The 22,523-nt window shown below is 48.2% G+C and carries 14 protein-coding genes, 1 tRNA gene and 3 rRNA genes; 16 read left to right on the forward strand and 2 right to left on the reverse strand.

From position 1 onward, the window contains the following. Positions 1-86: 86 nt before the first annotated feature. Entirely contained in the window at positions 87-2,108 is a 2,022-nt protein-coding gene (gene ligA, locus MKY28_RS29455) for an NAD-dependent DNA ligase LigA (protein WP_340937744.1), read from the forward strand. A gap of 134 nt (positions 2,109-2,242) precedes the next feature. On the opposite strand, the gene MKY28_RS29460 is transcribed toward ligA, so the two are convergent. Continuing rightward, a complete protein-coding gene (locus MKY28_RS29460) occupies positions 2,243-3,616 on the reverse strand; it encodes a molybdopterin-dependent oxidoreductase (protein WP_340937745.1) in 1,374 nt (457 codons plus the stop codon). 711 nt (positions 3,617-4,327) lie between these two features. On the opposite strand from MKY28_RS29460, the gene MKY28_RS29465 reads away from it, so the two are divergent. The 12 genes from MKY28_RS29465 (at position 4,328) to pssA (ending at position 19,490) form a co-directional block, all read left to right on the forward strand. Further along, positions 4,328-5,880: ribosomal RNA gene (locus MKY28_RS29465) — 16S ribosomal RNA — on the forward strand. Positions 5,881-5,988: 108 nt separating this feature from the next. Further along, positions 5,989-6,064 (forward strand) — tRNA-Ala (locus MKY28_RS29470). A gap of 154 nt (positions 6,065-6,218) precedes the next feature. Continuing rightward, positions 6,219-9,144 (forward strand): 23S ribosomal RNA (locus tag MKY28_RS29475). Between the two features lie 143 nt (positions 9,145-9,287). Continuing rightward, positions 9,288-9,404: ribosomal RNA gene (gene rrf, locus MKY28_RS29480) — 5S ribosomal RNA — on the forward strand. Together the 16S, 23S and 5S rRNA genes with 1 tRNA gene alongside form the textbook arrangement of a ribosomal RNA operon. 178 nt (positions 9,405-9,582) lie before the next feature. After that, complete coding sequence (locus tag MKY28_RS29485; protein WP_340937746.1) at positions 9,583-10,758, forward strand: GNAT family N-acetyltransferase; 1,176 nt, start codon at positions 9,583-9,585, stop codon at positions 10,756-10,758. 461 nt (positions 10,759-11,219) lie between these two features. Beyond that, complete coding sequence (locus MKY28_RS29490; RefSeq protein ID WP_036671579.1) at positions 11,220-11,681, forward strand: CtsR family transcriptional regulator; 462 nt, start codon at positions 11,220-11,222, stop codon at positions 11,679-11,681. 31 nt (positions 11,682-11,712) lie between these two features. After that, positions 11,713-12,237, forward strand: a complete 525-nt coding sequence (locus tag MKY28_RS29495; RefSeq protein WP_036607138.1) for a UvrB/UvrC motif-containing protein — start codon at positions 11,713-11,715, stop codon at positions 12,235-12,237. A 28-nt stretch (positions 12,238-12,265) separates the two neighbouring features. Continuing rightward, positions 12,266-13,336: a protein arginine kinase gene (locus MKY28_RS29500; RefSeq protein ID WP_036607140.1), complete on the forward strand. Its 1,071-nt coding sequence runs from the start codon at positions 12,266-12,268 to the stop codon at positions 13,334-13,336. A 184-nt stretch (positions 13,337-13,520) separates the two neighbouring features. Beyond that, positions 13,521-15,983 carry an ATP-dependent Clp protease ATP-binding subunit gene (locus tag MKY28_RS29505; protein WP_036607223.1) on the forward strand — a complete coding sequence of 821 codons (2,463 nt, stop codon included), beginning with the start codon at positions 13,521-13,523 and terminating at the stop codon, positions 15,981-15,983. A 272-nt stretch (positions 15,984-16,255) separates the two neighbouring features. Next, positions 16,256-17,623, forward strand: coding sequence for a DNA repair protein RadA (radA, locus tag MKY28_RS29510; RefSeq protein WP_036671578.1), 1,368 nt, complete (start codon positions 16,256-16,258; stop codon positions 17,621-17,623). Between the two features lie 13 nt (positions 17,624-17,636). Beyond that, positions 17,637-18,713: a DNA integrity scanning diadenylate cyclase DisA gene (disA, locus tag MKY28_RS29515; protein ID WP_036607144.1), complete on the forward strand. Its 1,077-nt coding sequence runs from the start codon at positions 17,637-17,639 to the stop codon at positions 18,711-18,713. Positions 18,714-18,758: 45 nt separating this feature from the next. Then, positions 18,759-19,490, forward strand: coding sequence for a CDP-diacylglycerol--serine O-phosphatidyltransferase (gene pssA, locus MKY28_RS29520; RefSeq protein ID WP_017692048.1), 732 nt, complete (start codon positions 18,759-18,761; stop codon positions 19,488-19,490). Between the two features lie 126 nt (positions 19,491-19,616). Here the strand turns inward: pssA and MKY28_RS29525 are convergent, their stop codons facing one another. Continuing rightward, positions 19,617-20,012: a hypothetical protein gene (locus MKY28_RS29525; RefSeq protein ID WP_017692049.1), complete on the reverse strand. Its 396-nt coding sequence runs from the start codon at positions 20,010-20,012 to the stop codon at positions 19,617-19,619. Positions 20,013-20,185: 173 nt separating this feature from the next. Between MKY28_RS29525 and MKY28_RS29530 the strand changes: the two genes are divergently transcribed. The 3 genes from MKY28_RS29530 to ispF all read left to right on the forward strand — a co-directional run bounded on the left by MKY28_RS29530 (position 20,186) and on the right by ispF (position 22,522). Continuing rightward, positions 20,186-21,271, forward strand: coding sequence for a PIN/TRAM domain-containing protein (locus MKY28_RS29530; protein WP_100528521.1), 1,086 nt, complete (start codon positions 20,186-20,188; stop codon positions 21,269-21,271). An 82-nt stretch (positions 21,272-21,353) separates the two neighbouring features. After that, positions 21,354-22,049 (forward strand): 2-C-methyl-D-erythritol 4-phosphate cytidylyltransferase, encoded by a 696-nt coding sequence (gene ispD, locus MKY28_RS29535; RefSeq protein ID WP_076320294.1) that lies wholly within the window; start codon positions 21,354-21,356, stop codon positions 22,047-22,049. Then, positions 22,046-22,522, forward strand: coding sequence for a 2-C-methyl-D-erythritol 2,4-cyclodiphosphate synthase (gene ispF / locus MKY28_RS29540; protein ID WP_017692052.1), 477 nt, complete (start codon positions 22,046-22,048; stop codon positions 22,520-22,522). The genes ispD and ispF overlap by 4 nt, the downstream gene beginning before the upstream one ends. The last annotated feature ends 1 nt before the right edge of the window (position 22,523 follow it).

Below are 22,523 nucleotides of genomic sequence, written 5' to 3' on the forward strand. Positions count from 1 at the left end.
GAACGTTATTCTGTTATCGGAGTTCACGTGCAATAGGAGTATTCGTTCTACATATATAGATCAAATTAACGGAGGGATGGCCCTGTATGGACCCGATGCACCGGATGGAGCAACTTGTTACCGAGCTGAACCAGCATAATTATCAGTACTACACGATGGATCAGCCACAGATCAGCGATAAGGAGTATGATCTTCTGTACGATGAACTGGTTACGCTGGAACAGGAAAGCGGCATGGTTCTGCCTGATTCTCCAACACAGCGTGTGGGCGGCGAACTGCTCAAGGGGTTTACCCCACATCGCCACTTATCCTCCTTATGGAGTCTGGACAAAGCACAGAATATTGAGCAGCTGCGCAGCTGGAATACCCGTGTACTGAAACTGATTAATGACTATAACAGTAAAAATCCCGATACGCCTTTACCGGAACCAGGTTATGTCATTGAGTTAAAGTTTGACGGATTGACGCTGAACCTGACGTACACCAACGGTGAGTTAGTGCAAGCCTCTACACGAGGGAACGGTACCGTAGGCGAAGGGATCTTGGCACAGGTGAGAACGATCCGATCCGTTCCGCTAAAAATTCCTTATACAAGCGGTACAATTGAAGTACAAGGTGAAGGTATCATGAATCTGTCTGTCTTGGAACGATATAATGAGACGGCGGCAGAGCCACTCAAGAATGCGCGGAATGCAGCAGCAGGAGCGCTGCGTAACTTGAATCCGAAGGCGACGGCTGAGCGTCGGCTAAATGCTTACTTTTATAACGTAGGTTATTCGGATGACATTCAGTTTGCCAATCATCAGCAGATGATGGACTTCCTGCGTGAGAACCGCTTCAAAGTGAATCCATCGATTACTTATTTCCATGAGTTTGATGATGTGATGGAACAATTGGCTGCGATTCAGGAGAACCGGGGTCAGCTGGACTATCTGATCGATGGAGCTGTTATCAAAATTACGGACATGCGCACCCGCGAAGTGCTGGGTTATACCGATAAATTCCCTCGCTGGGCGGTGGCATACAAATTCGAGGCAGAAGAGACCACGACGGTTCTTAACGCTGTGGTATGGAATGTGGGTCGTACTGGCAAAGTAACTCCGCTGGCACGCGTGGAACCGGTTGAACTTGCCGGGGTAACGGTACAGAACTGTACTCTGAACAATGTCGGCGATATTGAGCGCAAAAATCTGAAGTTTGCTCTGGGCACACGGGTCTTTATCCGTCGCTCCAACGACGTCATTCCTGAGATTCTGGGTAAAGTGACGGAGGAGAGTGATGGTGAGGAGATCGTCTTCCCTGAGCAGTGTCCAGCATGTGGATTCCCACTGGAGCAACGCGGAGCGCATCTGTTCTGTAACAATAGACTTGCGTGTAAACCACAAACGGTGGCACGTATTTCCCATTTTGCTTCCCGTGATGCTATGGACATCGAGACGTTCAGTGAGAAAACAGCGATTCAGTTGTATGATGAATTGAACGTACGTGAGCCTGCCGATCTGTATACGTTACAGTTTGATGATCTGGTGAAGCTGGAGCGGTTTGGGGAAAAGAAAGCGAACAACCTTATCGCTGCGCTTGAGCTTAGTAAAGATAGAGACTTGGCTTCCTTCTTATACTCACTGGGTATTCCGAACACAGGTAAATCGACAACGCGCATGCTCGCTGATCATTATCGAGATCTGCACGCCATTATGAATGCAACTGTGGAAGAACTGGTTGAACTACCCGACGTCGGTGGTATTGTGGCAGAGAGCATCGTAAACTTTTTTGCAGATCCGTTTACACAGGCTGCAATTGAGAAAATGCTCAACTTAGGTGTGAAAGCTCAGGCACCTGAGGCACCAGCCGTTGCTGTTGTGGAAGATTCCTTCTTCAGTGGTAAAACGGTCGTCTTGACCGGAACGCTGCATCAATTGACGCGGGAAGAGGCAACGCAAAGACTGGAAGCGCTCGGAGCGAAGGTGACTGGCAGTGTGTCGAAAAAGACAGATTTGGTTATTGCCGGAGAGAAGGCAGGTAGTAAACTAACCAAAGCCCATGATCTTGGCATTCCTACGATTGAGGATGAGGACGAACTTGTACGTCTTTTGAACCCACAGGGTTAAAGTGTAATCAGAGAGTTCATAATGAGGAAAAAGAAAAAAAGCCCCCGAAGACACGAATATGTGATCGGGGGCTTTTGCTATTTATTGAATTATTTTCACAACGAAAGAACGCTCACCAATCTTATCTTATCTCATCATGATCCACTTAAATTGTTAGGGATGCGCTGAGATGCGCCTGTAAGCCATGCATCCTTATCATATCCTCGTTCTTCCCAGTAACCGATATGTTCGCTGTCGATGAGTTCAATACGATTTAACCATTTTACCGATTTATAGGCATACATCTGAGGAATAACAAGCCGCACCGGACCGCCAAGATCAGCCGGGATGGGTTTGCCATCATGCATGACAGCGACCATAATATCTTCCATTTGCGCTTGATCCATCGTAATGGCATCCGTATACACACCATCACCGGAATAAAATTTCACACTGTGAGCTTCCGGTTTGACCCCGGCTTGTTTCAAAAGCTGTGCAAGAGAGATACCTTCCCAGGTATTCTTATATACAGACCAGCCCGTTACACAGTGAAAATCACTAACCTGTACGGTGCGCGTCAGCTTCACGAATTGTTCCCAATTCCAAACCTGTGCCCGTTCAACCAGTCCATCAATTCGGAAAAACCAGTTAGCATTGGAGAAGGACGGTATAGGCGTAACCGTATATACGCGGAAATGACCTTCAGCTCCGCCTCCAATGGGAGGTGAAGAGGCAGACAGCGGTTGTGGTAGAGGAACCATACGGTTAGGGTCGTTTTCCAGCATGCTATCAATACTGTTATCGATCTTGAGATTTCGTCCTACCCAGGATATAAAAGTAGGACCAAGAGTCACGGCGAGGCCAACCCCCACAGCAGAACGGATGAAAGCTCGTCGTGTATACAACGGTTGAGGTCGCTCCTCTGATTTGAGGGGATCTCTCTCGGAACTGCGATCAAACTGGGAAGAAGATATAGCAGCCGGAGTTTCTTTTTCATCCGATATTGAATCAGATGGGTCAGCTGTATTTTGAGTTCGTGTTGAAGTTGTAGTGGTTTTAACCGCACGACGTGCAGGATCCTTTAACCATTTGGTCCGAGTGATGGAGTGATAGATAATATAAGGTAGGCCCACCCAAGTCAGCAGGTCATGGATCAAAAGTGCAGCATTCGACCATCGAGGTCCAGCCAGCTTGAACTGCCATAATACAATACCCGAGAGTAGCCAGCCTACCAGCAGCGCAAGAACAAAGATGGTGTTCACCCTTTGCCAAGGTCTATTACGAAGCTGCTTCCAGTGCTTTCCGGCCAAAATTAAGTAATATACTACGGGTGCCAGCATAGCTAGCCCAACGATGATATGTAGCCATTTTAACCAGACACGTCCAATTCCGAGTATCTCTCGCCAAAAGCCGCCTACCAGCATAAGACCTGTTATAGCAAGGATCACAACAATCCAGGCATTCCACGCATGGATGGAAACCAACTTTTTGCCGTAACCTTTGCGTCTGTTCTTCAACCATTGCTTCAAGTGCGATCACCCCATATAGGTTAGTAATGAGTTTATTCAGAACTTTGATATGTAATAGCTAGCTGTGAATGGAGTACGTGATCTGTGTAAAGGTGCAATGCGAGATGGTTATACGATTGTTCATAGGCTACTTATGAAAGCAGTACACTTGACTGCTTAACCTTATCTCTATATCTATATACCTTATTATAGAGTTTTTGGATCACTTTCTTCAAACCATCAGAAGGGCAGGGATATTTATATCGATCGGTACTCTAACTAAAACTCATCTAGATCATTATTAATTGTGGTTATAGAAGGGAGTATTTATAGAATTGAGTTATTTCTGTTATATGTAATGCACTTTAAGGGTACCCTTCACTTGTTTAGAGAATGTGCTAATCTGTCGAATACAGGTTGGAAACAAGACACCGTAGATGAAGATATCATGATATCAAAAGGTTGATTAAAAATGCTTGCTAAATAAATCACTACGTGATATATTATTTCTTGTCGCTTCAAACGAATGATTGTCATAATCATTTGAAAGATGACGAAAACAAAGTGTTGACAGTAAGTTAGTTAACATGATATGATAATATTCCTGTCCGGTTGACAAACATCAACATAAACGGACATACAAGTTCCTTGAAAACTGAACAAATGGATAGTAACTTTTGATTCACAATGAATCGTCAGATTCAAAATGAGCTTATCGCTCTTTTCAATACTTTATTGGAGAGTTTGATCCTGGCTCAGGACGAACGCTGGCGGCATGCCTAATACATGCAAGTCGAGCGGACTTGAAGAGAAGCTTGCTTCTCTGATGGTTAGCGGCGGACGGGTGAGTAACACGTAGGCAACCTGCCCTCAAGTTTGGGACAACTACCGGAAACGGTAGCTAATACCGAATAATTGTTTTCTTCGCCTGAAGGGAACTGGAAAGACGGAGCAATCTGTCACTTGGGGATGGGCCTGCGGCGCATTAGCTAGTTGGTGAGGTAACGGCTCACCAAGGCGACGATGCGTAGCCGACCTGAGAGGGTGATCGGCCACACTGGGACTGAGACACGGCCCAGACTCCTACGGGAGGCAGCAGTAGGGAATCTTCCGCAATGGGCGAAAGCCTGACGGAGCAATGCCGCGTGAGTGATGAAGGTTTTCGGATCGTAAAGCTCTGTTGCCAGGGAAGAACGCTTGGGAGAGTAACTGCTCTCAAGGTGACGGTACCTGAGAAGAAAGCCCCGGCTAACTACGTGCCAGCAGCCGCGGTAATACGTAGGGGGCAAGCGTTGTCCGGAATTATTGGGCGTAAAGCGCGCGCAGGCGGTCATTTAAGTCTGGTGTTTAATCCCGGGGCTCAACCCCGGATCGCACTGGAAACTGGGTGACTTGAGTGCAGAAGAGGAGAGTGGAATTCCACGTGTAGCGGTGAAATGCGTAGATATGTGGAGGAACACCAGTGGCGAAGGCGACTCTCTGGGCTGTAACTGACGCTGAGGCGCGAAAGCGTGGGGAGCAAACAGGATTAGATACCCTGGTAGTCCACGCCGTAAACGATGAGTGCTAGGTGTTAGGGGTTTCGATACCCTTGGTGCCGAAGTTAACACATTAAGCACTCCGCCTGGGGAGTACGGTCGCAAGACTGAAACTCAAAGGAATTGACGGGGACCCGCACAAGCAGTGGAGTATGTGGTTTAATTCGAAGCAACGCGAAGAACCTTACCAGGTCTTGACATCCCTCTGATCGGTACAGAGATGTATCTTTCCTTCGGGACAGAGGAGACAGGTGGTGCATGGTTGTCGTCAGCTCGTGTCGTGAGATGTTGGGTTAAGTCCCGCAACGAGCGCAACCCTTATATTTAGTTGCCAGCACTTCGGGTGGGCACTCTAGATAGACTGCCGGTGACAAACCGGAGGAAGGTGGGGATGACGTCAAATCATCATGCCCCTTATGACCTGGGCTACACACGTACTACAATGGCCGGTACAACGGGCTGCGAAATCGCGAGATGGAGCCAATCCCAACAAAGCCGGTCTCAGTTCGGATTGCAGGCTGCAACTCGCCTGCATGAAGTCGGAATTGCTAGTAATCGCGGATCAGCATGCCGCGGTGAATACGTTCCCGGGTCTTGTACACACCGCCCGTCACACCACGAGAGTTTATAACACCCGAAGTCGGTGGGGTAACCGCAAGGAGCCAGCCGCCGAAGGTGGGATAGATGATTGGGGTGAAGTCGTAACAAGGTAGCCGTATCGGAAGGTGCGGCTGGATCACCTCCTTTCTATGGAGAATCGTTTCCTGCAACGGAAACATTCAAATAAGCAGGTTCTTAGAATCTGCAACAGCAACACAGTTACTTATCCATTTGTTCAGTTTTGATGGAATTTGAGGGGCCATAGCTCAGCTGGGAGAGCGCCTGCCTTGCAAGCAGGAGGTCAGCGGTTCGATCCCGCTTGGCTCCACCAAACAATTTCATCTATTTGGCTTGTTCTTTGAAAACTAGATATCGAAACGAAACAAACGCGAATTAGAACATTCCTTTAAGCTGATCTTGTGTAAACAAGTGAAGTGTTTTTATAAGGTAGATTGCTGGAGCGACAGCTCGAACACGAGCGCAATGGTTAAGCTACTAAGAGCACACGGAGGATGCCTAGGCGCTAGGAGCCGATGAAGGACGTGGCGAACAACGAAACTGCCTCGGGGAGCTGTAAGCAAGCTTTGATCCGGGGGTGTCCGAATGGGGAAACCCAGCTGGGGTAATTTCCAGTTACACCTAACTGAATACATAGGTTAGTGTGAGGCATACCAGGGGAACTGAAACATCTAAGTACCCTGAGGAAGAGAAAACAATAGTGATTCCGTCAGTAGCGGCGAGCGAACGCGGAGAAGCCCAAACCAGAGAGCTTGCTCTTTGGGGTTGTGGGACGTCTCACATGGAGTTACAAAGGAACCGGTTAAGCGAAGAGGTCTGGAAAGGCCCGCCAAAGAAGGTAAAAGCCCTGTAGTTGAAAGTTGGTTCCCTCCGAGACGGATCCCGAGTAGTGCGGGGCACGTGAAACCCCGTATGAATCCGGCAGGACCATCTGCCAAGGCTAAATACTTCCTAGCGACCGATAGTGAAGCAGTACCGTGAGGGAAAGGTGAAAAGCACCCCGGAAGGGGAGTGAAATAGAACCTGAAACCGTGTGCTTACAAAAAGTCAGAGCCCGTTTTAGGGGTGATGGCGTGCCTTTTGTAGAATGAACCGGCGAGTTACGTTCCCGTGCAAGGTTAAGGTGAAGAGCCGGAGCCGCAGCGAAAGCGAGTCTGAATAGGGCGAATGAGTACGTGGACGTAGACCCGAAACCGGGTGATCTACCCCTGTCCAGGGTGAAGGTGCGGTAACACGCACTGGAGGCCCGAACCCACGCATGTTGAAAAATGCGGGGATGAGGTGGGGGTAGCGGAGAAATTCCAATCGAACTCGGAGATAGCTGGTTCTCCCCGAAATAGCTTTAGGGCTAGCCTCGGAAAACAGAGTCGTGGAGGTAGAGCACTGATTGGGTGCGGGGCCCGCAAGGGTTACCAAGCTCAGTCAAACTCCGAATGCCATAGACTTACTTCCGGGAGTCAGACAGTGAGTGCTAAGATCCATTGTCAAAAGGGAAACAGCCCAGACCATCAGCTAAGGTCCCCAAGTGTGTGTTAAGTGGGAAAGGATGTGGAGTTGCACAGACAACCAGGATGTTGGCTTAGAAGCAGCCACCATTGAAAGAGTGCGTAATAGCTCACTGGTCGAGTGACTCTGCGCCGAAAATGTAACGGGGCTAAACACACCACCGAAGCTATGGCTTGATGCTTTGCATCAGGGGTAGGGGAGCGTTGTATAAGGGTTGAAGGTGTACCGTAAGGAGCGCTGGACATTATACAAGTGAGAATGCCGGTATGAGTAACGAAAAGATCAGTGAGAATCTGATCCGCCGAAAGCCTAAGGGTTCCTGAGGAAGGCTCGTCCGCTCAGGGTAAGTCGGGACCTAAGGCGAGGCCGAAAGGCGTAGTCGAAGGACAACAGGTCGAAATTCCTGTACCACCGTAAGCCGTTATGAGCAATGGGGGGACGCAGTAGGGTAGTGACGCGGACTGATGGATGTCCGTCTAAGCAGTGAGGCTGATGTGTAGGCAAATCCGCACATTGTAAGGCTGAGCTGTGATGGGGAGCGAAAATTATAGTAGCGAAGGTCATGATCTCACACTGCCAAGAAAAGCCTCTAGCCAGGTGATGGTGCCCGTACCGCAAACCGACACAGGTAGGCGAGAAGAGTATTCTAAGGCGCGCGGAAGAACTCTCGTTAAGGAACTCGGCAAAATGACCCCGTAACTTCGGGAGAAGGGGTGCCCCGGTAGTGTGAATAGCACGAGGGGGCCGCAGTGAAAAGGCCCAAGCGACTGTTTAGCAAAAACACAGGTCTGTGCGAAGCCGTAAGGCGAAGTATACGGGCTGACGCCTGCCCGGTGCTGGAAGGTTAAGGGGAGTGGTTAGGAGCAATCCGAAGCTGTGAACCGAAGCCCCAGTAAACGGCGGCCGTAACTATAACGGTCCTAAGGTAGCGAAATTCCTTGTCAGGTAAATTCTGACCCGCACGAATGGCGTAACGACTTGGGCGCTGTCTCAACGAGAGATCCGGTGAAATTTTAATACCTGTGAAGATGCAGGTTACCCGCGACAAGACGGAAAGACCCCATGGAGCTTTACTGCAGCTTGATATTGAATTTGGGTACGATCTGTACAGGATAGGTGGGAGCCTTTGAAACGTGAGCGCCAGCTTGCGTGGAGGCAACGTTGGGATACCACCCTGATCGTATCTAGGTTCTAACCTGGTACCGTAATCCGGTGCGGGGACAGTGTCAGGTGGGCAGTTTGACTGGGGCGGTCGCCTCCTAAAGAGTAACGGAGGCGCCCAAAGGTTCCCTCAGAATGGTTGGAAATCATTCGAAGAGTGCAAAGGCATAAGGGAGCTTGACTGCGAGACCTACAAGTCGAGCAGGGACGAAAGTCGGGCTTAGTGATCCGGTGGTACCGCATGGAAGGGCCATCGCTCAACGGATAAAAGCTACCCTGGGGATAACAGGCTTATCTCCCCCAAGAGTCCACATCGACGGGGAGGTTTGGCACCTCGATGTCGGCTCATCGCATCCTGGGGCTGAAGTAGGTCCCAAGGGTTGGGCTGTTCGCCCATTAAAGCGGTACGCGAGCTGGGTTCAGAACGTCGTGAGACAGTTCGGTCCCTATCTGTCGTGGGCGTAGGAAATTTGAGAGGAGCTGTCCTTAGTACGAGAGGACCGGGATGGACGTACCGCTGGTGTACCAGTTGTTCCGCCAGGAGCACCGCTGGGTAGCTATGTACGGACGGGATAAACGCTGAAAGCATCTAAGCGTGAAGCCCCCCTCAAGATGAGATTTCCCAGTATGTAAGACCCCTTGAAGACGACGAGGTAGATAGGCTGGGGGTGGAAGTGCAGCAATGCATGGAGCTGACCAGTACTAATCGGTCGAGGGCTTATCCAATAGCAAGTTGTAATTCGCATGTTTCGTTTCGAATCTAGTTTTCAGAGAACGATCTCTGAAATGAAAATTGGTACATCACAGAACGTGTGTATGATTTTCAGTTCCATATCTGATTTTAAGAAGCTATGCTTCGACAAATCGCGTTTGGTGGCGATGGCGGAGGGGTTCCACACGTACCCATCCCGAACACGACCGTTAAGCCCTCTAGCGCCGATGGTACTTGGACCGCAGGGTCCTGGGAGAGTAGGACGCCGCCAAGCGAAGAACCACTGCCGATGTTATTCGGTGGTGGTTTTTATTTGTTTATTTTAGGGGATGCGAAAGCATCTCCTATTTGACTTTGTAAGAATCCTCTGACACACTCTAAGGGGTACATATATCACATATCAGGCCATGATTTGGATTGATATAACTCTAGCGAATGGGGTGTAGGACAACATGGAAATTCAGAAATTGACGGTAGATGATTTTGAACCGGCGATGGCACTCTCCGAATATGCTTTTCAAGTAGTAATGAGTGAAGAACAGAAAGAAAAACGGCGGAGTCAATTTTCGTCACAGGATATATGGGGTGTATATGAGGACGGGCAGCTAGGAGCCAAACTTCACATCATTCCTTTTCAAACCTATATTCATGGCAGATCGTTCGAGATGGGCGGTATTGCGGGTGTTGCCACCTGGCCAGAGTATAGACGCAAAGGCTGGGTAGCGGGTCTGCTGAAGCATGCGTTGGAAGAAATGAATCGTAACAAACAGAGCATATCATTCTTGCATCCATTCTCTTTTGGTTTCTATCGGAAGTATGGATGGGAGACGTATGTTGAATTTAAACGTTATAAAGTACCTACAGCTCATTTGCCTCAGAAAAAAGCGACACCTGGAACAATTCGGCGTGGGGATCCGGGCCTCAGCATATTAAAGGAAGTATACAGTGCGTATGCTGAGCGTTATAACGGAACTCTGGTTCGGGATGATGCAAGGTGGGAGAATTCAGTTCTTGTTAATGGGACCAGCCAGAAGGCTGTATATTACGATGAAGCTGATGCAGCACAAGGTTATCTTTTATATGAGGTTAAGGAAAATAAGTTTACCATTAAAGAGATCATCTATCTGAATGAAGAGGCTAGGCTAGGGCTGTGGACCTTCATTGCTAACCATGATTCCATGATCCAGGAAGTTACGTTGCAGGCGCCTGCCAGTGACACGCTTGCCTTCCAATTGGATAACCCACGGATTCAGCAGGAGATTGTACCTTATTTTATGGCGCGTATCGTTAGTGTAGAGCAGTTTATATCCCAGTATCCCTTTGCAAGCCAGGACTCACCGGTGCAGATTGTACTTCAGGTAGAAGATGCCCACGCTCCATGGAATGAAGGGGTATGGCAATTAAACGTGGCAATGAACGGAACGGCGTCCATATGGAAAACATCGGAGCCAATTACTGATGATCAGATCATTAAGGTGGATATTCAATCCCTTACCGCGGTGCTCATGGGATATCGCAGACCAACGGAAATGGCACGAATCGGAAGAATTCACGGACCGAACACAGCAATCAAGGCTTTGGAACAAGCGATTCCTGAACGGGAAACCTATTTGCTCGATTTCTTCTGATGACTATTCCCACTGCTCCATTTAACTTGATTAGCTTATATAGAAATACGGCGTGATTGAAAGACAAATGGACTTCTCCAGCAATTTTGGGGAGGTTTTTTTGTGTCTGGGGAATATTTCGTGTAAAATCGTAAAAAATGAATAGTGACCCCACTTGGCAAAACCACAAAATATGCTATAATGGTTATAAAGTCAAAGAAAGTCAAAGTCAACTAAAGGTTTAATACTTAAGTAGCTTTCTTTCTACAATCTGATGCATGATCGCCAATATACGGGATTCATTTCATCGGAGGATCAAGGGAATGTTAAAGGACCTTCGTGCTTCCTTCGCTCTCCTGTTGGCACCTGTGGAAGCAAGATTCGCTGTTTCCATGATTGGTTAAATGGGTAGAGAAGGTGTACTCTGTGGGGGCGTGTGGGTCCTTATTGACTTAACGTTTCAGACAGTGGAGGATGATTGGATGCGTAATATCTCTGATATTATCGAACGATATCTGAAGAGTATTTTGCATGAAAGTCCCGAAGGAATGGTTGAAATTCAGCGTAATGATCTGGCAGATCAATTCTCATGTGTACCTTCCCAGATCAATTATGTCATCAGCACACGTTTTACACTCGAGAAGGGATACCTGGTAGAGAGTAAACGCGGCGGTGGTGGTTATGTTCGCATACAGCGCATTGAATTACCGGCCCAATCAGCTCTGCATAATCATTTGCACCATAGTATTGGTGAAGAGATCGGGCAGACAGCTGCCGAAGGTCTGATCTATCAATTGGAAGAAGCGCGCTTCTTGAACAAGCGGGAAGCCGGTTTGATGCGAGCTGCTGTATCTAGAGAGGTTATATTGGTCAAACTTCCTTACCGGGATCAAATTCGTGCCAGAATGTTGAAGGCGATGTTAATATCTTTGCTCGGTAAATGAAAACTATCGGGGTCAAAGGAGGTACATCAATATGCTGTGCCAAGAATGCAATAAACGTCCGGCGACACTTCATTTTACGAAGATCGTAAATGGAGAGAAGACGGAATTCCATATTTGTGAGTCATGTGCCCGTGAAAAAGGGGAAATGATCCCTGGAACAGCAGGTGGGTTTTCCATTCACAACTTGTTGTCCGGATTGCTTGATTTTGATCCAGCCGGCAAAAGTGGATCGGCAGGAACACCACCTGCAAAAGCTCTTCAATGTGAAGAGTGTGGTATGACGTACGCACAATTTAGTAAGATAGGCCGGTTCGGCTGCAGTTCATGTTATAAATATTTTGACAGTCGTCTGGATCCTTTGTTCAAGCGGGTTCATGGTAATACGTCCCATGTAGGCAAAGTACCTGCACGAGCTGGTGGTCGCATCAAGGTGAAACGGCAAATCGCTGATCTGAAGCGTGAGCTCCAAGAGAGCATCGCGCAAGAGGAATTTGAAGAGGCGGCCCAGATCCGTGACCAGATCAGAGGACTTGAAAAAGGAATAGCTCAGGAGTAAAGTTTGTCATGAGTAGGAGGGATGCGTAATGCCTAATCTGCGCTTTACAGAGAAGGCGCTCAGCGACTGGATGCGCAGTGATGCGGCTGATTCCGAAATTGTCATTAGCAGCCGTGTCCGGATTGCACGCAACCTTCAGCATGTTCCGTTTCCGATGCTGGCTTCCAATGAGCAATCGGAAGAGGTGCTGAATAAGCTGAGCGAAGTACTTCAATACGATGACGTTCATGCCTTTGGGGATTTTCATACGTTGGATCTGATCGATATTGACGAACTCGACAAACGGGTGCTGGTGGAGAAACATCTCATCAGTCCAAGTCTTGCGAATGAATCCAGGAATGGTGCGGTTATTCTCAGTGAGGATGAGTCAGTCAGTATTATGATTAACGAAGAGGATCATCTTCGTATCCAGTGCCTCTATCCGGGGTTCCAGGTGAAAGAAGCCTGGGAGAAAGCTTCCGCAATAGATGATGCTTTTGAAGCGCACGTGGATTATGCTTTTGATGATCGCAGAGGATACTTAACCAGCTGTCCTACTAATGTAGGTACAGGTGTTAGAGCATCGGTTATGATGCACTTGCCTGCCCTGGTGATGACACAACAGATAGGCCGTATTCTAACCGCAGTTTCCCAAGTGGGATTGACGGTAAGAGGAATATACGGTGAAGGTAGCGAGGCGATGGGTAACCTGTTCCAGATCTCGAACCAGATTACATTGGGACAGACCGAACAGGAAGTCATTGAGAACCTGCATGGTGTTGTGTTACAGATGATTGGTCATGAACGTACAGCCAGAGAACGGTTAATTACCGACTCCAGACTGCGGATTACGGATCGTGTCATGCGTTCTTATGGCATATTGTCTCATGCAGCTATTGTTGATTCCAAGGAAGCTGCACAGCGCTTATCGGATGTACGCCTTGGCGTGGATCTCGGATTGTTGGATGGACTGTCCATCACGGTAATGAATGAGTTGAATGTGATGACACAGCCGGGATTTTTGCAGAAAACATTCGGGGAAGATATGCGCACAGATGAGCGTGACATATACCGTGCTCAGTTGATTCGTGATACGATCAATGCAGCGAAGCAGTCCTAGTTTAGCCTGATATAGTATTGAATTATGGTTTCATGCCGCATTGCGGCTTTTATATAATAAGGCATGTACAAATGCCGAATGACTTTATTCGCAGCACGGCTGCAAACAAAAATGATATGAAGAATACGACGGTTATTTCATTACATGACCTCGTTTTATCCAAAACCATGGAGGTGCAGGAGATATGATGTTTGGAAGATTTACGGAACGGGCCCAAAAGGTGCTCGCACTCGCGCAGGAAGAAGCTGTCCGTCTCGGTCATAATAACATCGGTACTGAGCATATTTTGCTCGGCCTCATTCGTGAAGGCGAAGGCATCGCAGCCAAAGCACTGATCGGCCTGGGACTCGGATTGGAAAAAATTCAGGATGAAGTAGAAACGCTAATTGGCCGTGGCCAAGAGCAACCTACCAACATTGCATATACGCCACGTGCGAAAAAAGTAATTGAACTGTCTATGGATGAAGCTCGTAAATTGGGCCACACTTATGTAGGCACAGAGCATATCCTGCTCGGATTGATTCGTGAAGGCGAGGGTGTTGCAGCACGTGTGCTCAATAACCTAGGAATTAGCCTGAACAAAGCACGTCAACAAGTGCTGCAATTGCTTGGCAGCAGTGAAGCTGTATCCAGCCATAATGGCACACCTGCCAATGTAAGCACACCAACGCTGGACAGTCTGGCACGTGACCTCACGGCATACGCCAGAGAGAATAACCTTGACCCGGTTATTGGACGTAGCAAAGAAATTGAACGTGTCATCCAGGTGCTCAGCCGTCGTACGAAGAACAACCCGGTATTGATCGGTGAGCCAGGTGTAGGTAAAACAGCGATTGCTGAAGGCCTTGCACAAAAAATCATTGCAAATGAGATTCCGGAAACATTGCGCGACAAACGGGTAATGACCCTGGATATGGGTTCAGTAGTCGCTGGAACCAAATATCGTGGTGAGTTTGAAGATCGTCTGAAAAAAATCATGGATGAGATTCGCCAAGCAGGTAACATTGTCCTGTTTATCGACGAATTGCATACCTTGATTGGCGCAGGCGGGGCTGAAGGTGCCATCGATGCTTCTAACATTTTGAAACCGGCTCTGGCTCGTGGAGAATTGCAATGTATCGGTGCGACAACACTGGATGAATATCGTAAATACATCGAGAAGGATGCAGCGCTTGAGCGTCGTTTCCAACCGATTACTGTAGATCAGCCTTCTCCAGAAGAAGCGATTCAAATCTTGCACGGCTTGCGTGACCGTTATGAGGCGCATCACCGCGTGAAAATTACGGACGAAGCAATTGTGCAGGCCGTTAAACTGTCTGACCGTTACATTACAGACCGTTTCCTGCCAGATAAAGCGATTGACCTGATTGATGAAGCGGGTTCCAAAGTAAGATTGAACTCTTACACGATCCCACCAAACCTGAAACAACTGGAAAGCCGTCTGGAAGATATCCGTAAGGAAAAAGACGCTGCAGTTCAAAGTCAGGAGTTCGAAAAAGCAGCAGCTCTGCGTGATACGGAACAAAAAATCCGTGAAGAGCTGGATGTAACGAAGAACCAGTGGAAAGAGAAACAAGGTCGCACCGATTCCGAGGTTACTCCTGAGGATATCGCACAAGTGGTAGCCAGCTGGACAGGAATCCCTGTGAACCAACTGAAAGAAGAAGAGACACAGCGTCTGATGAATCTGGAGTCTATTCTACATGAACGTGTCATCGGTCAGGATGAGGCAGTGAAGTCTGTCAGCCGTGCGGTTCGTCGTGCTCGTGCGGGACTTAAAGATCCAAAACGTCCGATGGGTTCATTCATTTTCCTCGGCCCTACAGGGGTAGGTAAAACAGAACTTGCTCGTGCTCTGGCTGAAGCGATGTTCGGCGATGAAAATGCAGTAATCCGGATTGATATGTCCGAGTATGGTGAGAAGCACTCGACTTCCCGACTTGTCGGAGCGCCTCCAGGATATGTTGGGTACGAAGAAGGTGGCCAGCTGACAGAGAAAGTTCGTCGCAAACCATATTCCGTAGTCCTGCTCGATGAAATCGAGAAAGCACATCCAGAAGTATTCAATATCTTGTTACAAGTGCTTGAGGATGGTCGTCTGACGGATTCCAAAGGTCGCGTCGTTGACTTCCGCAATACGCTGATCATTCTAACATCCAACGTGGGTGCCGAAGCGATCAAACGTAACTCTACACTGGGCTTCACTGCAGTTGTAGATGCAGGAGCAGATTATGACAACATGAAGGGGAAAGTGATGGATGAGCTGAAGAAAAGCTTCCGTCCAGAGTTCCTTAACCGGATTGATGAAATTATCGTGTTCCACTCACTTGAAGAAAAACACATCGCTGAAATTGTTACGCTTATGAGTGAAGAACTTCGTAAACGACTGCTCGAACATGAGGTCGATTTCGAACTCACTGATAATGCCAAGTCTTTCCTTGCGAAGTCAGGCTTTGATCCAGCTTACGGTGCGCGTCCGCTTCGTCGGGCGATCCAGAAGCATATCGAGGACAAATTGTCCGAAGAGTTGCTCACAGGTAACGTAACCAAAGGGGATTCATTGCTCATCGACGAAGAGAACGGTGCACTGTCTGTTACGAAAAAAGACGTGGTCGTTCCGTCCAATGAGGAAATCGAAACTAAATAATATTTAGCAAGCTTTGGAGTTAAACTTCAGCTTGTATTGATCCATAATCCTTAATCAAATCCTTCCCGGCTTCGGCCGGGGAGGATTTTTTGCACTTTGGACAGAAGACGGACATGATTATGTCAGGAACATGTGTAAAGTTTGCAATAATCCTTTACGAAAAATCTCAAACAATGGTAAACTTTTAGTAACCCTGCACGTCAGGGAGTTTGGGTGAAATTCGTCGAATAATGCAAAATGCTGTTATAAAATTAAATTATAGGAGTGCTGAAGTGGCCAAAGTTAAAACCAAGTTTCAATGTACGGAATGCGGCTATGAAGCCCCCAAGTGGTACGGTAAGTGTCCGGGTTGTCAGTCATGGAATTCAATGGTGGAAGAAACAGAGACGGTGGTCAAAACACAAGGGAGAAATTCTCCTCTGTTTGACAGTAAAGATAAACCGCTTCCTATCATAGATATAGATAGCGGTCAGGAACCGCGTGTACAGACTGGAATCGGAGAGTTGAACCGGGTATTGGGTGGCGGAATCGTTCCGGGTTCACTCGTTCTGGTGGGCGGAGATCCGGGTATTGGTAAATCAACGTTGATGTTGCAGACGTCTCATGCTTTGACGCATTCGGGTTTGCGTGTGTTATATGTTTCCGGTGAGGAATCAGTCAAGCAAACCAAATTGCGGGCCGACCGTCTTGGGGCACTCTCTGCCGAGTTGTATGTACTGTGTGAAACGAATATGGAACGTGTAGAGGAAGCGGTGGATCAGATCCAGCCGCATTTTCTGGTCATCGACTCCATTCAGACGGTATATCTTCCCGAAGTTACCAGTGCGCCGGGTAGTGTAGCACAGGTAAGGGAATGTACGTCAAGGTTCATGCGGATTGCCAAAGGCAGAGGCATTGCAACGGTTCTTGTGGGGCATGTTACCAAAGAAGGTGCCATTGCCGGTCCACGTATGTTAGAACATATGGTGGATTGCGTGCTTTATTTTGAAGGAGAACGGCATCATACGTATCGCCTGCTGCGTGCGGTGAAGAACCGTTTTGGTTCCACCAATGAGATTGGCATTTTTGAAATGGGTGAGGATGGACTTCGTGAGGTGGGCAATCCGTCCGAACTCTTTTTGTCGGAACGTCCACTGGGTGTAGCAGGTTCAACGGTAGTTGCCAGTATGGAGGGGACACGTCCTCTGCTCGTGGAATTACAGGCGTTGATCTCAACCACCCATTTCCCTTCTCCCCGCCGTATGGCAACAGGGGTAGATCTGCATCGATTAAATCTGATCATTGCAGTGCTGGAGAAACGGATGGGGATGTTTTTACAGACCCAGGATGCATACTTAAATGTAGCTGGTGGAGTACGGTTGGATGAGCCCGCTGTAGACTTGGCGGTTGCTGTCAGCATTGCATCCAGTTTGAGAGATGTACCGACCAAGCCAGACGACGTCATCTTTGGCGAGATCGGTCTGACAGGTGAAGTTCGAGCCGTATCACGGGCCGAACAACGAGTGAAGGAAGCCGCAAAGCTGGGCTTCAAACGAGTCATTTTACCAGAAAAAAGCTTAAAGGGCTGGAAACATCCTCGCGGGATACAACTGATCGGTGTGAATACCGTGGCAGATGCACTAGCGGTTGCTTTAGATTAGGGGGCATAACAAGATGAAAGATATGAGCCAACTGGATAATATGAATGAGTTGTTAAGGCTGATCGCACCAGGTACACCTTTCCGCGAAGGTCTGGAAAATGTGCTGCGCGCCAAGACGGGCGCACTGCTTGTTGTAGGATACAGCCCTGAAGTAATGGAAGTGGTGGATGGGGGATTCTCGATTAACTGTGATTTCTCCCCAAACTATCTGTACGAACTCGCCAAGATGGATGGAGCCATTATTCTTAGCGAGGATTTGAAGCGTATTCTTTACGCCAATACCCAGTTAATCCCGGATTCATCTATCTCTTCATCAGAGACGGGGATTCGTCACCGGACGGCAGAGCGTGTAGCAAAGCAAACGGGTAAATTGGTGGTATCCATATCACAGCGCCGGAATATCATTACCTTGTATCAGGGAACACTTCGTTATTCCCTCAAGGAAATCGGGGTTATTCTGACCAAAGCGAATCAAGCGATCCAAACCCTGGAGAAATACAAAGCGGTATTAACACAGTCCCTTACGAATCTGAGTGCTTCGGAATTTGAGGAATTAGTAACGATTCCTGAAGTGGTTAATGTGATTCAGCGTACCGAAATGGTGATGCGGATCAAAACGGAAATCCAACGGTACATTCATGAACTCGGGAATGAGGGACGACTCATTTCCATGCAAATGGAAGAACTTGTGGGTACAACGGAAGAAGAAGCCTGGTTATTGTATAAAGACTATGCCCGTGACGACAGTGATGACAAAATCCGTGAAATTATCGTGGGACTGAAAAGATTGTCGGACGATGAGTTGCTGGATGCACATCATATTGTCCGTCTTCTCGGCTATCCATCATCAGCGGCTACTTCTGAGGATTCGGTTGCCCCTCGTGGATTCCGGGTATTAAATAAGATCCCCCGCCTGCCCAATGTTATTATCCATAATCTGGTGGATCAATTCGAACAATTGCCTCATGTTATTATGGCTACAATTGAAGAACTGGACGAAGTGGACGGTATTGGTGAAGTTCGTGCCCGGACCATTAAGGAAGGCCTCAAACGTTTGCAGGAGCAAATGTTTATCGACAGACAGATGTAAGGGTTTGCCTATATAAAGGCTTGAAATGGATGAGGTGAAACAACGATGCTAACCAGATTCATTCCGAATCTCTTTACCCTGGGTAATCTGTTTCTTGGAATGATGGCAATTTTGCTTGCGATTGATGGAAATTACAGTTTGGCTGCCATTATGGTCATTGTAGCGATGCTGCTGGATGGTTTGGATGGCCGAGTGGCACGTGCACTCAATGCTCAAAGTGAATTCGGTAAGGAACTGGATTCCTTGTCTGACATGGTTTCCTTTGGTGCAGCACCAGCCCTGATCATATTTATGGTGTCGTTTCAAGATTCGATGCCGATCCTCGCCTGGATCGCAACAGCGGCTTTTCCGATTTGTGGAGCCATTCGTCTTGCTCGATTTAATGTTCGTCCGGGAATTCCCGGGTACTTCACAGGTCTGCCGATACCGGCAGCCGGCGGGGTACTGGCCACACTGTCCTTGTTCAATAAGGATATTGGCCCGGTTAGCATGATGATTGCTACGTTGCTGTTATCGTATCTGATGGTGAGTTCGCTTAAATATCCCAATTTCAAAAAGGTCGGTTTGCCACGCAAGGCAATCTGGATTGCACCATGGGTTGTGTTATTTGCCATAGCTGTAGCCGTTATTTTCCCAGAGCAGTTATCCAAATTGATCTTTATTCCGCTGGTGTTATACGCCTTGTATGGAATGAAGCATAATGTGCGAACAGCGGCCTCGCGTAGTCGGGCGAAAAAGCGCAAGGATGAGAAATCTTCCCGTCCTTCCGATCGTTAAGTCGCCTTGGGGACAGACACTATACAAAGAAAGCACGTACTCTCCTGAACTGGAGAATGCGTGCTTTTTGTTTATTCAGATCTATTTACGGTAAAAGAGACCCTTACGGACGACATACATATCTTCTTACGACAGATTAAACATCCCTAACGTTGAACACTTCTGTGATTCGTGATTTACGACCTCTTCCATGTTAATGTCCAGCAGATTGCAGAGAGCCGACATGTAGAACAGGTTACGCCCTAGCTCAGAGCTGATGACCTCTCTGCAGTTCTCACACAACTCACCTTCCACATGCGTTTCCAGCAGGCCCTTGGTTTGAGCGATATCGCTCTCCGGGGCATATTTCTGCTTGGTGGCGTGCAGCTCGATGCAGCCGCATTCGGTAATGGCTTTGGACACGGCACGGTTAACAGACGCTCCGGCTTGTCCCGTTTTGGACAGTACATCAATCAGGCTGCGATGACGCAACAACAGTTCAGAAACTTGATCCTGGAAAGCCTGTAAACTTAGCGTACTCATTTTGCCACTCACCTCGGGATATGAATTGAATTCATTATATGCCAATAATTTACCTACTTTCAACTGACGATTGCAACATTTCCAAAAAGTTCTTCCAGATGGGATTAGCAATCTAGGAATTGGATCATACTGGATATAAAGTTCGAGATACATTGAAGGAGGTGCAGGGACTAATGTGGAAAAAAGGCATTTTAACTTTTACAGGATTGTGCGGTGCATGGTTCGGCTACACGGCATATCATCTGGCAGGAAAATCGGTCCCATGGATGGCGGAGTGGATTCAGTCAGCAGGATTACTGGGAGCTGGTATATCGACGCTGCTGGGAGCTGTAATGTTTATGGCTGTATGTAATATTGGTGGAACATTGATGGCAGATAGGCTGCATAGTGGAATTGACTCATTGGCAAAAGTACCTATGAACGAATTGGCTGCAGGTGCCGCAGGTACCGTTGCAGGATTGCTGGTGGCCTTGTTGCTCTACCCTGTTGTGGGATGGATGGGGACGGCAGGAGAAGTGCTGCAAGTAGCGCTGACGGTGATTAGTGCTTATTGCGGTTATACCCTTGCCATGGCGAAGAAAGACGATCTGGGGGCCTTCTGGATGTCTGGACGATGGGGTCATCCCGAGGTGGACGAGGATAGACGGATGGAAGAACATAAAATTCTGGATACCAGTGTTATTATCGATGGGCGTATCGCTGATATATGCAAAACCGGATTTATTGAAGGCACGATCGTAATTCCGGAATTTGTTCTGGAGGAGTTACAGCATATTGCTGATTCATCGGATCTGCTCAAGCGGAACAGAGGACGGCGTGGACTGGACATTTTGAACAAAATCCAGAAGGAACTCGATGTAAAAGTCCTGATCTACGAGGGGGATTTCGAGGAAATCTCCGAGGTGGACAGCAAACTGGTTAAACTGGCTAAAGTGCTTCAGGGCAAAGTGGTCACCAATGACTTTAACCTGAACAAAGTGTGCGAACTCCAGGGTGTATCTGTGTTGAACATTAATGATCTCGCCAATGCGGTTAAGCCGGTTGTTCTGCCAGGTGAGGAGATCATGGTGCAGATCATCAAGGATGGCAAGGAGCATGGTCAAGGTGTAGCCTATCTGGATGATGGCACAATGATCGTTGTGGAGGGCGGACGCGAGTATATCGGCATGATGATGGAAGTGCTGGTGACCAGTGTGTTGCAGACTTCAGCCGGACGAATGATTTTTGCCAAGCCGAAACTGTTGGAAAAAGCCCAATAAAGCGGTATGATGGGTAGTGTATCGTTGAATGATATTGTATATCTTTGGACGATAAACTGACAGACAAGGCAGGGATTGCGGCATGGATAAAGGGTGGGGCGTTGTCATTGTGGCAGCAGGTCGCGGAACCCGGATGGGGACGACCGAGAGCAAACAGTTTCTGTTGCTGCAGGACAAGCCCGTTTTCATACATACGCTTGAGGTATTTGCTGTGCTGGACGAGATCCGCGAGATGGTGCTGGTCACAGGAACCGCAGATGTTGAACGCTGCCAGGATTGGGTAAAAGAATACCAACTGGATTCACGTGTCCGTGTTATCCCCGGAGGGAAAGAGAGACAACATTCTGTCCATAAAGGTCTTGAGGCACTTGGGACGGATTGGGTTCTCGTTCACGACGGGGTACGTCCTTTTGTGAACCATGAGCAGATCAAGGGATGCATGGCGGCCGCCATAGCCGGTGGTGGAGCAGCTGTACTGGCGGTTCCCGTGAAGGATACGATCAAACAAGTGAATGCGGAAGGAGTCGTTACGGCGACGCCAGACCGCAGCAGTCTGTGGAGCATTCAAACCCCGCAGGCTTTTCGTCTTTCTTCCCTGCTCTCCGCCTACGAATCAGCTGAGCAGGACGGATTTCTGGGAACAGATGATGCCATGCTGGCTGAACGTCAGGGAATGTCGGTCAAGGTTGTGGAAGGCAATTATACCAATATCAAATTAACAACGCCGGAAGATTTGAAATATGCTGCGTTTTTGCTGGGGGGAGAGAAGAAGCGATGATACGTGTAGGACAGGGATTTGATGTACATCAGCTGGTAGAGGGACGCCCGTGTATTATTGGCGGAGTAACGATTCCTTATGAAAAAGGTCTGCTGGGTCACTCGGACGCAGACGTGCTGTTGCACGCGATCAGTGATGCCATTTTGGGTGCACTGGCACTTGGGGATATTGGAAAGCACTTCCCGGATACCGATCCGGAATTCAAAGATGCCGACAGCCTGAAATTGCTGGAGCATGTATGGCAGCTTGTGAAGGATCGCGGGTATAAGCTAGGGAATATCGATTCAACGATTATTGCCCAGAAGCCAAAGATGGCTCCTTATATCCCACAGATGGCTGAGGTTATTGCCAAGGCACTGGAAGCGGATGTAACGCAGGTGAACGTGAAAGCAACAACGACAGAGCAACTGGGATTCCCGGGACGGGGAGAGGGCATTGCCGCTCAATCCGTTGTTTGCCTTGTACGTGTGTGAT

Origin of the sequence: Paenibacillus sp. FSL R5-0473, from assembly GCF_038004565.1 — a bacterium.
Taxonomy (GTDB): domain Bacteria; phylum Bacillota; class Bacilli; order Paenibacillales; family Paenibacillaceae; genus Paenibacillus; species Paenibacillus amylolyticus.

What these genes read in the sequence shown, in the direction of transcription:
- MKY28_RS29485 (WP_340937746.1), top strand. Translation starts at nt 9,583, where the DNA reads ATGGAAATTCAGAAATTGACGGTAGATGATTTTGAACCGGCGATGGCA.
- MKY28_RS29530 (WP_100528521.1), top strand. Translation starts at nt 20,186, where the DNA reads ATGTGGAAAAAAGGCATTTTAACTTTTACAGGATTGTGCGGTGCATGG.
- MKY28_RS29525 (WP_017692049.1), bottom strand. Translation starts at nt 20,012, where the DNA reads ATGAGTACGCTAAGTTTACAGGCTTTCCAGGATCAAGTTTCTGAACTG.
- disA (WP_036607144.1), top strand. Translation starts at nt 17,637, where the DNA reads ATGAAAGATATGAGCCAACTGGATAATATGAATGAGTTGTTAAGGCTG.
- MKY28_RS29500 (WP_036607140.1), top strand. Translation starts at nt 12,266, where the DNA reads ATGCCTAATCTGCGCTTTACAGAGAAGGCGCTCAGCGACTGGATGCGC.
- pssA (WP_017692048.1), top strand. Translation starts at nt 18,759, where the DNA reads ATGCTAACCAGATTCATTCCGAATCTCTTTACCCTGGGTAATCTGTTT.
- ispF (WP_017692052.1), top strand. Translation starts at nt 22,046, where the DNA reads ATGATACGTGTAGGACAGGGATTTGATGTACATCAGCTGGTAGAGGGA.
- MKY28_RS29505 (WP_036607223.1), top strand. Translation starts at nt 13,521, where the DNA reads ATGATGTTTGGAAGATTTACGGAACGGGCCCAAAAGGTGCTCGCACTC.
- MKY28_RS29495 (WP_036607138.1), top strand. Translation starts at nt 11,713, where the DNA reads ATGCTGTGCCAAGAATGCAATAAACGTCCGGCGACACTTCATTTTACG.
- ispD (WP_076320294.1), top strand. Translation starts at nt 21,354, where the DNA reads ATGGATAAAGGGTGGGGCGTTGTCATTGTGGCAGCAGGTCGCGGAACC.
- MKY28_RS29490 (WP_036671579.1), top strand. Translation starts at nt 11,220, where the DNA reads ATGCGTAATATCTCTGATATTATCGAACGATATCTGAAGAGTATTTTG.
- ligA (WP_340937744.1), top strand. Translation starts at nt 87, where the DNA reads ATGGACCCGATGCACCGGATGGAGCAACTTGTTACCGAGCTGAACCAG.